Origin of the sequence: Actinoallomurus sp. NBC_01490 (genome assembly GCF_036227085.1) — a bacterium.
In the GTDB taxonomy this organism is placed as follows: domain Bacteria; phylum Actinomycetota; class Actinomycetes; order Streptosporangiales; family Streptosporangiaceae; genus Actinoallomurus; species Actinoallomurus oryzae.
The window spans coordinates 5,161,459-5,173,509 of sequence record NZ_CP109433.1 but is presented as its reverse complement, the minus strand read 5'-3'; the positions used below and the strand labels follow the sequence as shown (position 1 = coordinate 5,173,509).

The 12,051-nt window shown below is 68.9% G+C and carries 11 protein-coding genes; 5 read left to right on the top strand and 6 right to left on the bottom strand.

Going from position 1 to position 12,051, the window contains the following annotated elements; all coding sequences use genetic code 11:
- Genes OG417_RS24335 through OG417_RS24325 form a run of 3 tightly spaced genes read right to left on the bottom strand, consistent with a single transcriptional unit; the run spans window position 1 to window position 4,047 of the window.
- On the bottom strand, window positions 1–1,008 hold the full coding sequence (locus tag OG417_RS24335) for an ABC transporter permease (RefSeq protein ID WP_329260409.1): 1,008 nt from the start codon (window positions 1,006–1,008) through the stop codon (window positions 1–3).
- Between the two features lie 18 nt (window positions 1,009–1,026).
- Entirely contained in the window at window positions 1,027–2,622 is a 1,596-nt protein-coding gene (locus OG417_RS24330; RefSeq protein WP_329260406.1) for an ABC transporter substrate-binding protein, read from the bottom strand.
- Window positions 2,623–2,658: 36 nt separating this feature from the next.
- Window positions 2,659–4,047: a serine hydrolase domain-containing protein gene (locus tag OG417_RS24325; protein ID WP_329260403.1), complete on the bottom strand. Its 1,389-nt coding sequence runs from the start codon at window positions 4,045–4,047 to the stop codon at window positions 2,659–2,661.
- 415 nt (window positions 4,048–4,462) lie between these two features.
- Here OG417_RS24325 and OG417_RS24320 point away from each other — a divergent pair, with 415 nt between their 5' ends.
- From OG417_RS24320 to OG417_RS24310, 3 genes are all read left to right on the top strand, one after another.
- Window positions 4,463–4,930, top strand: a complete 468-nt coding sequence (locus tag OG417_RS24320; RefSeq protein WP_329260400.1) for a UTRA domain-containing protein — start codon at window positions 4,463–4,465, stop codon at window positions 4,928–4,930.
- A gap of 341 nt (window positions 4,931–5,271) precedes the next feature.
- Window positions 5,272–7,275: an AfsR/SARP family transcriptional regulator gene (locus tag OG417_RS24315; RefSeq protein WP_329260397.1), complete on the top strand. Its 2,004-nt coding sequence runs from the start codon at window positions 5,272–5,274 to the stop codon at window positions 7,273–7,275.
- Between the two features lie 264 nt (window positions 7,276–7,539).
- Entirely contained in the window at window positions 7,540–7,971 is a 432-nt protein-coding gene (locus OG417_RS24310) for a DUF5709 domain-containing protein (protein WP_329260392.1), read from the top strand.
- Window positions 7,972–8,111: 140 nt separating this feature from the next.
- Here the strand turns inward: OG417_RS24310 and OG417_RS24305 are convergent, their stop codons facing one another.
- On the bottom strand, window positions 8,112–8,477 hold the full coding sequence (locus tag OG417_RS24305; protein WP_329260381.1) for a TetR family transcriptional regulator C-terminal domain-containing protein: 366 nt from the start codon (window positions 8,475–8,477) through the stop codon (window positions 8,112–8,114).
- Window positions 8,478–8,880: 403 nt separating this feature from the next.
- Between OG417_RS24305 and OG417_RS24300 the strand changes: the two genes are divergently transcribed.
- Window positions 8,881–9,516 (top strand): TetR/AcrR family transcriptional regulator, encoded by a 636-nt coding sequence (locus OG417_RS24300; RefSeq protein WP_329260378.1) that lies wholly within the window; start codon window positions 8,881–8,883, stop codon window positions 9,514–9,516.
- Between the two features lie 37 nt (window positions 9,517–9,553).
- Here the strand turns inward: OG417_RS24300 and msrA are convergent, their stop codons facing one another.
- The gene (msrA, locus tag OG417_RS24295; protein ID WP_329260375.1) at window positions 9,554–10,063 is read right to left on the bottom strand and encodes a peptide-methionine (S)-S-oxide reductase MsrA; all 510 of its coding nucleotides are present in this window, start codon (window positions 10,061–10,063) and stop codon (window positions 9,554–9,556) included.
- 445 nt (window positions 10,064–10,508) lie between these two features.
- Between msrA and OG417_RS24290 the strand changes: the two genes are divergently transcribed.
- A complete protein-coding gene (locus OG417_RS24290) occupies window positions 10,509–11,282 on the top strand; it encodes an SDR family NAD(P)-dependent oxidoreductase (protein ID WP_329260372.1) in 774 nt (257 codons plus the stop codon).
- A 170-nt stretch (window positions 11,283–11,452) separates the two neighbouring features.
- Here the strand turns inward: OG417_RS24290 and OG417_RS24285 are convergent, their stop codons facing one another.
- Window positions 11,453–12,019, bottom strand: a complete 567-nt coding sequence (locus tag OG417_RS24285) for a hypothetical protein (RefSeq protein WP_329260369.1) — start codon at window positions 12,017–12,019, stop codon at window positions 11,453–11,455.
- Window positions 12,020–12,051 lie beyond the last annotated feature (32 nt).

The following is a 12,051-nucleotide window of genomic DNA, read 5'->3' as shown; positions in this document are numbered from 1 at the left end:
TCAGTCCTCCCGGATCTTCGAGCGGGGATCGAGCAGGGCGAGGGCGACGTCGACGACGAGATTGATGATCAGCACGCCGACGCCGTACACGAGGACGATCGCCTGCACCACCGGGTAGTCCTTGGTGAGGATGGACCGCACGATCGTGCTGCCGAGGCCTGGCCAGGCGAAGACGTTCTCGACCAGGACGGTGCCGGCGACCAGCGCGCTCAGCAGGAGCCCGCCCACCGTCAGCGCGGCGGTGACGGCGTTGGGCAGAGCGTGGCCCACGTAGATCGCCCGGGCGGGCAGGCGCTTGGCCCGGGCGGTGCGAACGAAGTCCGCCTCCAGCACTCCGACCATCTCGACGCGGACGATGCGGGCGAGGATCGCCGTCGGCCCGATCGCCAACGAGAACACCGGCAGCACGTACGCCGACGCGGTGTCGTCACCGGCGACGGGCAGCCACCCGAGCTGGATCCCGAAGACGTAGACCAGTGCGACACCGATCAGGAAGTCCGGAATGGTCGCCACGATGATGCTGGTCGTGGTGAAGGCGAGCTCGGTCCGCCGCCCGTGACCACGCCGGGTCAGCACACCCATGACGACGCCCAGCGGGATCGCCAGCACCACGGCGGCCAGGAACGCGAGCACGGCCAGGAAGAGCGTGGCGGGCAGCCGCTGGGCGACCACGTCGGAGACCGGCAGCCGGGAGGCGAGCGACGTGCCGAGGTCTCCGGTGACCAGCCCCTTCAGATAGTGCAGGTACTGGATGAGAATCGGATCGTCCAGACCCAGGGCGTGCCGGCGAGCCTCGACCAGGTCCGCCGGCGCGGTGGGGCCGAGCGCTCCCCGTACCGGGTCCCCGGGGATGAGGTGGATCATCGCGAAGGACGCCGTCACCAGAACCCACAACGAGACCAGCAGCCGCCCCAGGCGCCGGACGCCGAACCGTACCCACGGAAGAGCCCAGAACCGCGGTCGCGCCGGGTCCGCGGACGGGCTCGGGGCGGTCAAGGTCGCCGACATGTCCCCTGCCACCCTTCGCTACTTCGCCAGCATGCGGATGCTGGTCGGAATGAGCTGGCCGGGGGTCTGGAACTCCGCTGCCTTGCCGAACGTGCGCACGACCTTGCCGGCGAACGGTACGACGTCCGCCTTGGCGATCAAGCCGGACTCCGCGGCGAGCCAGTCGCGGCAGCCGGCCACGCCCTGGATCTTCATCGCCGACTTCACCGCCGCGTCGTAGTCCGGGTCGGAGATCGCGGCGAAGTTGTTCCCCTGCGGCGCCGCCGGCCCGGAGAGGAAGGGCACGAGCTGGTCCGGGCTGCTGACGTTGACCGAGGCCCAGGCGACGTCCCAGTCCCCGGCGCCGAAGAGGGTGCTGGTCAACGTCGTCTCGTTCTGGCTGTGCGCGGTGGCCTCCACGCCGATCGCCTTCCACTGCCTCACCGCCAGTTCGGCCGCGGCGTCGCCGCCACTGCCGCTGTTGTTCTGGTAGAGGAAGGTCAGTTTCAGGGGCTTGCCGCCCTTGGTGCGTCTGCCGTCGCCTCCCTTGGTCCAGCCCGCTTGGTCGAGCAGGGCGCCCGCCGCCTGCGGGTCACCGGCCGGCAGAGCGTGGGAGACCGAGTCGCCGGGACAGGCGACCGGCTCGTTCGCGGCCAGCGTGGTCGCCGCGGTGCCGTGGCCCGACGTGAGCACCTTCTGCAACTGGCCGAGGTCGAGTGCCTGAGTCAGTGCCTTCCGGACCCTGGGGTCGCCGGTCACCCGGCCGGCGCGGTGGTTGTACCACTGCTCTCCGACGAGAGCCGGGGTCTTGGCGGCGTACAGGCCCGCCTTCTCCAGCCGGTCCGCATCGGGCCCGGCGACCTGAGCGGCGTTCAGCCCGCCCGAAAGCAGCAGGTTCGCCGCGGTGGTCTCGTTCTCGACCACCTTGATCACGACGGTCTTCGGCAGTCCCTTGGTCGCGGTCGTCGCACCGTTCGGACCCCACGTGTAACCGTCGCGGATCGTGTACGTGTAGTGGTCACCCGGCGCGGCCTCGACCAGCTTGTAGGGTCCGGTGCCGGCCGTCGCCGTCTTCAGCGAGGACCGTCTGGCCATGCCGCCCGGACAGACGATCGGCAACCCGGACAGTCCGTTGAGGACGAAGGGGGCCGGCCGGGCCAGCGTGAGCGTCACCGCGCGGGTGGTGTCGTCGCCCTTCGCCGTGGTGCCGGCGGGGAGGAAGGTCCCCAGGAAGGGACTCTTGTTCTTCGGATCGGCGACGAAGTTGAGGTTGTTCGCCACGGCGGAGGCGGTGAGGCGAGTGCCGTCGGAACAGGTGATGCCGTCGGCCAGCGTCAGCGTGACGGACTTTCGCTGGACCTGCCAGCTCTTGGCCAACGCCGGCTGGATCTCGCCGGTCCTGCCGTCGACGCTGACCAACGAGTCGTAGGCGAACTGGGTGACGGTGAAGAGAGAGGTGCCCGCGCCCATCTGCGGGTCCAGGCCGCCCGGGTCCGAGGAGAGCCCGAGGGTGAAGGTGCCGCCGTCGACGATCTCGGCCTTCCCGCTGCGGTTCGAGGCGCCACCGCAGCCGGCGAGCGCGGCTGCGGCCAGAGCGAGACAAACGCCGTAAGTGCCTACAGTGGTCGGCTTCATGGCTGTTCTGTACCTTCTCGTGACGGGGTTCGGTAGTCAGGCGCCGGCGCGGCGGACCGCGCGGCCGAGGTGCAGATACAGCGCGTGGCCGGTGCCGTCGTCGCCCACGAACGCGTGCGGCATGTGCATGCCGCGATCGGCCTGGACCGGAATCAGCATGTCGTCGCGGTAGTGGACGAGTTCACTGCGCTCGGCCCGCCCGCCCATCTCCTCGAAGGCACCCTTGGGAGTCTGCTGGATCCAGATCCGCTGATCGTCGTCCTGGCTGACGGTGAGGTCGAAGACCTGAGCCGAGTAGGTGCCGACGTACCGCTCGGCGTCGATCCGCCGGGGCTCGGCGGGCGGGACGGGGAGGGCGGGCAGACCGACGCCGGTGAGCTCGCCGAGGACGTGGCCGACGACGTCGCGGTAGAGCGAGATGGCATCGCCGCCGTTGGTCAGGAGCGCGACGGCCACCCCCGCCTCGGGGACCATCCGCAGGAAGGCGGCCTGCCCGATGGTGTTGCCGTCGTGGCCGATGATGGTGCCGGCCGGCGTGTCGAACCGTTCGAAGCCGAGGCCCCACGACGTTCCCATGAGCCCCAGCTCGGGCAGGTCGACCTGCCGATCGTGCATCCAGGCGGCGGTCCCGGAGGCCAGCACCCGGGTGCCGTCGGCCGCCCGGCCGTCCTCGAGATGCATCCGCGCGAAGGCGACCAGGTCCCGCGGCCGCATCGCGAGCATCGAACCGGCCGGGGCGTTCGACCGCGCCATGGCCCACATCGGCGCCGGCACGTAACCGGCACCCGGTTCCATCTCGATGTGCCCCACCGCGGCACGGAACATGATCGCCTCATAGGGCCCGGTGGCGGTGTGCGTGAGCCCCAGCGGCGCGATGAGGTGTTCGCGCAGGCACACGTCGTACGGCTGCCCGCGCAGCACCTCGACGAGCCGGCCGAGCACGCAGTAGCCGGCGTTGTTGTACGAGAACTGTTCACCGGGCGGGAACAGCTGCGGCACCTCGCACAGGGTCGCGACGTACTTCTCGAGACAGTCGTCGCCCACCCCGGTGTCGGTGAAGATGTCCCCCTCGAACCCGGCCGTGTGGTTGAGGAGCTGCCGGACGGTGATCTGCGCGGCCGCCTCGTCGTCGGCGATGCGGAACTCCGTCAGATAGGTACGCACCGGCCGGTCGAGGTCGATCTTGCCCTCATCGGCCAGCTGCATGACCAGCGTGCTGGTCCAGAGCTTGGTGACCGACCCGATCTGAAAGACCGAATCCGCGGTCGCCTCCACCCCGGTCGCCTTACTGAGCAACCCGGCCGCTCCGTCGGCCACCTGGTCGCCCTGCGCGACGGCCCACCCCGCGCCCGGAACATCGTGCTCCTCGAGCAACAGGGGGAGCCGCTCATCAAGCCAAGCCTGAATGTCGTCAAGGTTGCCCATGCGTGGTGATGCTAGGCACAATGCCACCCGAAAAGTTCGTCGTCGCCGACAACTTCTCAGCGTGCCCACTGGTCGTATCCGACCAGATTCGGCACCGAATGCGCCCGGCAGGCACGCTGTGGAGCCCTGGGCCCGGGAGGTGCGCGCCGCACGGGCGATGCACCGCCTGAGACAGCGGATGACCTCTTTCTCACACACCCTTCAGTGGTGCGGCGTTGCACCTATGTGCTGGATCCGGCGCCTGTCGATGCGGGGGGCGGCCGCATTCTGGCCCCGTCGAGTTCGTCATGGCCACGGCCGCGCGAGGATAGGGTGCGAACGTGGAATCTCCCTTGCGAGTGACCCGTTCCCGCAATCCGTCCGTACGCTGATGGTCGAGTCGGCACCCCCGGAGCGAGCACGTCCGGTCCTGTCCTTGCTCGATCGCGCCGAGGCGGACGACCCGGGCAGGGTCACACTGGCCGAGCAGCGTCCGGCGCGGTCGGAGGTCGCGGGCCTGCTGGCCGTCGAGGTCGGAGCAGCACTGGTCCTGCGGCAGCGAGTGATCGTCCGAGAGGACACCGAGAACACACCGATTGTTTTCGTCAGCCTCTGGCTGAGGCCGGAACTCGCGCTGGCCACGGGCCTGGATCGGGTGGAACCGCTCGACGAGAGCCTGCGTGAACTCACGGCCTCCGCCGGGCGGTCCCTCCGGAACGTCACCGAACGCCTAACGTCACGCCTGCCGACGAGCGCGGAGTCCGCCGGGCTCGCCATCTCACGGCGCACCCCGGTGCTCGGCCTGCTCGCCACGGTCATGGATGCCTCCGACCGGCCGGTCCTCGCCTTCGACCTGGCGTTCCCCGGCGACCTCCACCAGGTCATCGACTCCTACGCCGTCTGACCCGCGACCTCGCAGGCGGTCGGTGATCGGCTGACCCGCCGGCCGTATGGAGTTGTGCCAGATCGCTGCGGGCAGCGTGAGCACACGTCGAGCGACGTGGGCATTTCTGGACCATCGCGTCCCGCCAGCCATCGAGTGGGCAGTGGGAGGCAAGCCGCTGTGCCCGTGCTTTGCGGGCGCCCCTAGGGCCCTGCAGTGGAGGCAAATGGGACTATATAGTCTTTACTCAGGCAACGGACGGTGTACCTTTCTATGGTCTTGCTCCCTGGCTGCGCCCGCTGCGGCCTGGCTGACCGGATGAGAGCCGCCGCCTCCTCGACGATGCGTATCCCAGAGTCATTTTGGACGGTGTTGACCTGTTGTCCGTGGATGCGGAGTTTTCCTTGCTCGGGCCCACAAGCGTCCGCATGGGTCAGCTCGAGCTCTCCCCCGGCCAACCACTGCAGTGCGCTGTGCTGGCCTCACTGTTGCTGCGGGGAGGGGCTCCGGCGAGTATGTCGGCGCTCGTGGACGATGTGTGGGGAGAGGACGCGCCGGCTTCGGCGATCGGATCGATCCGTACGTACGTCTATCGGCTCAGACGCACGTTGAAGGTGGCGGGAAACGACCACATCTACTTGTCGGAAGCCGGCTACTCTCTCCGCATTGATCCGGATGCCCTCGACGTCAACCGGTTCAAACGCCTTCTCGCGGAGGCCAGGGCGGCCGAGGCCGCGGGTGACGTGACGTTGGCGTCGACCGTCTATGCGGCCGGACTGGCGCTGTGGCGTGGCCCGGCGTTGGCGGGGGTTCCCGGGCCCCACGCTCAAGCGCAGCGCACCCTTCTCGGCGAGTTGCGCCTCGCATCGCTCGAAGGGCGGCTCGCCTGTGACGTCGAGCGCGGGCGGTACGTCGAGTCCGCTGCGGAGCTGTCGGCACTCGTCAGCGAGCACCCCTTGCGAGAGCGCCTCTGCGAGCTGTTCATGATCGCCCTGTACGGCGCCGGACGACAGTCCGAAGCGCTGACCGCCTTCCACACGATCACCCACACGCTGCGCGAGGGCCTGGGGATCAGTCCTTCTCCGAGGTTGAGGAAGGTCCACGAGCTCATCCTCACGGACCAGCTGCAGCTGCCTCATCTGGGCCTTGGGGTCTCTCCTGGTCATCTGTGCGCGGCATCGTTCCCTCCGGCCCAGTTGCCGGGGGATCTCCCCTGCTTCGTTGGACGAGATGAGGAGTCCGAATCGGTCACGAGGCTGGTGACCGGTGCGACGCGACCGCCGTCGGCGGTCACCGTCGTGGTCGACGGCATGCCGGGCGTGGGCAAGACGGCGTTCATGGTCCACATGGCCCACCGGCTGGCGGACCGGTTTCCGGATGGTCAGCTCTTCGTGGATCTGCAGGGCTTCGGACCCGAGAGACGGGCGCGGGACCCGATGGACGTGCTGGGAGAGTTCCTGGAAGCCCTCGGCGTGCCTGCCGGGAAGATTCCGGCAGGCACGCAGCGACGAGCCGTCCTCTTCCGCGGGATCCTGGCGAACCGCCGGGTGGCGGTGGTCCTGGACAATGCCCGGGACTCCGAGCAGGTGCGGGACCTTCTGCCGGGGGCGGGCGGCTCGATCGCGATGGTCACCAGCCGCGTCCAGCTGCCGGGCTTGGTGGTGACGCATCAGGCGGCGGCGATCTCTCTGGAGCCCTTGAGCATGGACGAGTCCCGCCGGTTCCTCGTCCACGCATTCGGCAGCGCGCGAGCGCGGGCAGAGCCTGGGGCGACCGCGGATGTCGCCGACCTGTGTGAGGGCCTGCCGCTGGCGCTGTCCATCGTCGGCGCGAAGGCGGCCTACCGTCCTTCCATGCCCGTGGCGTCCATCGCCGCCGACATCCGGTCCAAGGCGCGTTTCCTCGACGCGTTCACGAACGACGGCGAGCCGGCCCTCGACGTCCGTTCCGCCCTTTCATGGTCCTACGAGGTGCTCAGCCCCGAATGCGCCGACCTCTTTCACGCGCTTGGCGGCTTCACCGCGGACGACCTCACCGTTGAAGCGGTGGCACCGCTGGTACAGCGACCGGCGAGCCATGTCGGGCCGTGCCTTGACACGCTCGCGCGAGTCCACCTGCTCGCCGAGCGGGCGCCTGGCCGCTACGCCATGAACGGCTTCATGCGCGCCTACGCCGCGGAACTCGCCGAGCTTCGGCCTCACTTCGGGCGGGACCGCCCGCAATCCGGCCTTTGTCCATCGTCCGACGAACGCGACGGCGGGCCTTCGGACGAGGGAATCCGGCGCGAGGGCTCACCGGACCGCGCGGCCGATCGGGCACCAACGCGACCCCAGCCCGGCAGGGGGACACGCGAGCCTGCCGATTGAGACGCCATCGCGTGATCCTTTGAGATGGATCGGCAGCACGGAGTGGGTGCGCAGCCACGCCTTCAGGGCGCCGGCAGGCGTGTCCGGAGTTGTAGAAGCGTCGGAGTGCCGAGTCGTCGGCGAGGACGTGAGATGGCGGTTGCCGCGTCTCCTCCGGCGGCGGTCATGCACCGACATCGATGCCGTGTAGACGCTGCGTGCACTCGCATCCCCTTAGATGAGGTTGCCCAGCGCCATCTCCGCCGCCATCTCATGAGGAGAATCTTGTCCGCCGACGACTACCCCGCCGTGTCCGACCCCGCTCTGCTCTCTCCCGAGGAGAGTCTCGACGACGACGAGCTCGGCGACATCGATGCCGGATACGCCCCACCGGACCGGCCTCTGGGCAGCACCGCATGGGGCATCACCGAACGCGAACTCGGCTCACACGAGGACCTCGCCCACCGCCTGGCCCGCGAAGAGCCTGAGCCGGCCGACATGGACACCGACGGGCTCGGCGACACGACCGACACCGACGGCGAACTGATCGACGACCAGGTCGGCGACCGCCGCGCCGGTCGGCTCACGGCCTGGGAGGCCGAGCTCGACAGCCGCTCGGACTTCTGGGCCCACGACGTGGGCATCGACAATGGCGCGGCCTCAGCGGAAGAGGCGGCCGTACATGTCGTGCCTGACACCGACGAGCGGGACGGCTGAAGCACCGAGGTCGGACTTCCGTGACGGCTGTAGTGGCGTCGATGAGATCGCTGACGGTGAAACGGACGCCGATCCCGTCACGCCTCCCGGTCCGGCGGACCAGGTCTTCGCCATGATGGTTTCCTCATTACCTCCGGGAGTCAGCCGTCCGGCAGACTCCCGGATCCGCTGTCGGCCGGGCGGCCCGTGGCGAATCCCTTGACCCGGTCCACCGCCATGTCCAGGGCGATCTTCACCGAGGTGGTGTCCCGTGTCATCCGGGCGAGCAGCAGCCCTCCTTGAAACGCGGCGACGAGCCCCGTGGCCAGGGCGTCCGGCTCGGCTTCTGGGCCCAGGACGCCGGCATCGCGCATACGGCCGAGTACGGTCGTGATCGTCCTCGTCCACTCCTGGCACTGCTGGGCAGAGAAGGACCAGTCGCGATGAGGTTCGGCATGTGCGATGACGGCATCCCGCCACTGCTCGAGTCCACAGATGGAGTTCAGATGCCGGAGCTGAGCGGTCAACAGAGGATCCGGGTGATGCCCGGAGCTGTCATGCATCGATCGTACGTGTCCCTTGTCCGACAAGTGGTCGATGAACTGCGGTCGGCCAGCCTCGCCCAATACATCACAGGCCTGTCGACCCGGCCTCTACGCGACGTGAACCCCAGTGACTCTCGATCCGGCGGATCGGCGTGCTCTCGCTCGACACCGCGCCACCGGCCGCCGGCACGCCGTCCGTAACCGGTACCGACCACGCCGGCTCCCTCAGCATCGGCGACCTCCGAAGAAGTCTCAGCCCATGAACAACCGATCCGCAGCACCCGGCACTGACACGCCGGCCGAACTCGGTGGACCGGTAGTTGAAGATGGACCAGAGGGTTCCGTGTTGTGGGCTCGCCTACCCCTTCACTTGTAGCCTTATGCCGTGGCGGATCACGAGGGCGGCACCGGAGTGCCTCAGCTGACGAGGCGGGGAGCGGCCACCAGAGCCCGAATTCTGCAGGCGGCCGCCCAACTGATGTACGCCCGAGGCGTGGCGGCGACAACGCTCGACGACGTCAGAGCTGTCAGCGGCACCAGTAAGTCGCAGTTGTACCGCAACTTTCCAGATAAAGAAGCCCTGGTACGCGACGTCATCGCATTGCAGGCCCAGCAGCTGCTGGCCGACCAGCACCAGCAGCTCCAGCGGCTCCGCTCGCTCCGAGGGCTTGAACGGTGGCGAGACGCGATGGTCCAAAGTAGCACGCTGCGCAACGGCTCCTACCGGTGTCCGCTCGGTTCCCTGGCGAACGAATTGGCCGAGCAGTCCGCTGAGGCACGTGTCGCGCTAGCCGAGCATTTCGGGACGTGGGAGTCCCTCTTGGAGCAGGGGCTGTCCCGAATGGTCGAGTCCGGTGTGTTGCGCGGGGAGGCCGACCCCGCCAAGCTGGCGACCAGCCTGATGGCAGCGCTCCAGGGCGGATATCTTCTGGCCCAGGTGGCACACGACGCCGAGCCCATGGGCATCGCGCTCGACATGGCCATTGACCACGTCAAGTCCTACGCTGCCGATGACGCATAGGAAGCGTGTGCATCGGTCCGGTCGCGAGCTGCTCTCGTCATTGATCCACCCTCCGCTTCGGAAGCCTCCACCCGGGGCGGGGGAAGTGGCAGGTGTAGCCGTGGGGGTACTTCTGCAGGTAGTCCTGATGCTCGGGCTCGGCCTCCCAGAAGTCACCCGCCGGGGTGACCTCGGTGACGACCTTGCCCGGCCACAGGCCTGAGGCGTCGACGTCGGCGATCGTGTCCTCGGCGACCCGTTTCTGCTCGTCGCTGGTGTAGAAGATCGCCGAGCGGTAGCTGGTGCCGACGTCGTTGCCCTGGCGGTTCTTCGTCGAGGGGTCGTGCACCTGGAAGAAGAACTCCAGCAGCGCGCGGAAGTCGGTCTTCTCGGGGTCGTAGACGATCTCGATGGACTCCGCGTGGGTTCCGTGGTTGCGATAGGTGGCGTTCGGGACGTCGCCGCCGCTGTAGCCGACGCGCGTGGACACGACGCCGGGCTGGTGGCGGAACAACTCCTCCATGCCCCAGAAGCAGCCGCCGGCCAGGATCGCCTTCTCGGTAGTCACATCGTCTCCTCTGCCCCGTCAGTGATCTCCAGTGCACACCTTAGGTCAGGCGGGCAAAGACTGGACTGTATGGCCCTTCATCAACACTTTGGATCCTAACAGCGGCCAACCGAAGGAGCCTCGGTGCCGTCGACCCCGCCACGGATCGGCTCCGCCGGGAGAGGCGCCATAACCGCAGGTCTTACAGGGATTCGTGTGCCGCGGTCGCCGTCGAGGCCGAGTCACGGATCACGGCGCGTTCCTCCTTCGGTAGCATCTGCTTGAGGCGCAAAAGTGGACTTGACCGACCAGTTCTACGGCACCTAGAGTGCGGCCGTCCGTATGCCTCCGGTGACGGCGAACTGTCCGGCTTGGCCCAACCGGCGCCGAGTTCCGACGTCGTGCCACTCCCGGAGGCGAGTCCTGCCAACACGAATCGCGATTCGGTGGGGAAGGAACAACCGTCATGAGTGAGAGCTTCGAGGGCCGGAAAGTCGTGGTCGTCGGCGGCAGCAGCGGCATGGGCCTGGCCACGGCCCACCAAGTGGTCGCCGGGGGTGGCACCGCCGTGATCACGGGCCGAGACCAGGACAAGGTCCGGGCCGCGGTCGAAGCGTTGTCGCAGAACGGAAAGGCGTGGGGCATCACTGCGGAGCTGACCGACCGCGACCAGGTGCCCGAGGTCCGAAAGCAGCTCGCCGCCGAGCACGCCGACGCGACCCTGCTCGTCAACGCCGCCGGTTTCTTCGTCCCGAAGGCGTTCAGCGAGTACGACGAAGCCTTCTACGACTCGTACAACGAACTGAACCGCGCGCTGTTCTTCATAACGCAGACCGTCGTCGCGGGTATGGTCGCAGGAGGCCGGGGCGGCGCCATCGTCAACATCGGCTCGATGTGGGCGCACCAGGGCATCGCGGCGACGCCGCACTCCGGCTACTCCGTGCAGAAGGGCGGCCTGCACTCGTTCACCAAGGCTCTCGCGATCGAGCTGGCGCCGCACGGCATCCGGGTCAACGCGGTCGCGCCCGCCGTCGTGAAGACACCTCTGTACCGGGGCTTCGTCCCGGCGGACAAGCTCGATGAAACCGTCGACGGCTTCAGCGGCTTCCATCCGCTGGGGCGGGTCGGCAGCCCGGAGGACATCGCGAACGCGGTGTCGTTCCTGCTGTCGGACAAGTCGAGCTGGATGACCGGCGCCATCGTCGACGTCGACGGCGGCATCATGGCCGGCCGCAACTGACCTTCGAAACGTAACGCCGGGATCGCGCCGGCCGGGGCCGGGACGATGAGGAGGAAATCGGCGTAGCGCCGCCGGGCCGGCTCCGCGCCGAGTCGCGAGTTGCCGACTCCGGGGTTCCGAGCACCAGGACCGGCCCGGCGTTCGGCCCCGGCCTCGGCCGGCTGACGGTGTCAGTCCCGCGGGGCGACCGTGAGGATCGCCGGGCCGAGCCGCAGCACGCCGTCGTCGAGGGGCGTGCACCGCACGCCGCCGCGCCCGCGCAGGCCGCGGAAGGCCCCCGGCGCGAGCACGACGTCCATCCAGGCGCACGGGTTGGCCGGACGGTTGGCCTGGAACCGGACCGGTCCCGCGCCGGAGTCGAGCGCGAACACCGCGCCCGGGTCCGGCCGCCGGGCCGCGAGGTCGTCGACCGGGAAGCCACGCAGGATGATGTTGCGCCTGGTCAGCAACGGATCGAGCGGACGGTCCAGCGGTGCTCCCGCGCCGGCGAGCGTCTCTGCGAGCTCGTCCAGCGCGGCCGCGTCGAACACCGTCACGGCGGCGTTGCGGTGTGCCTGCCGGCCGAAGTACCGGTCGCCGACCAGCCCGAGCCCGGCCCGCACGGTGACCTCGGTGCGGGCGGGCGGCTGCGGGTCGGACCGCGGCCCGCCTTGAGGCCGGCCCTCGTAGGCGTGCACCGGCGAGACCAGCAACCCGACGATCTCGACGGCGACCGAGCCGGCGACGCGACCGCTCACGTCCTCGACCTTAACCGGCCGCGGGTGACGCG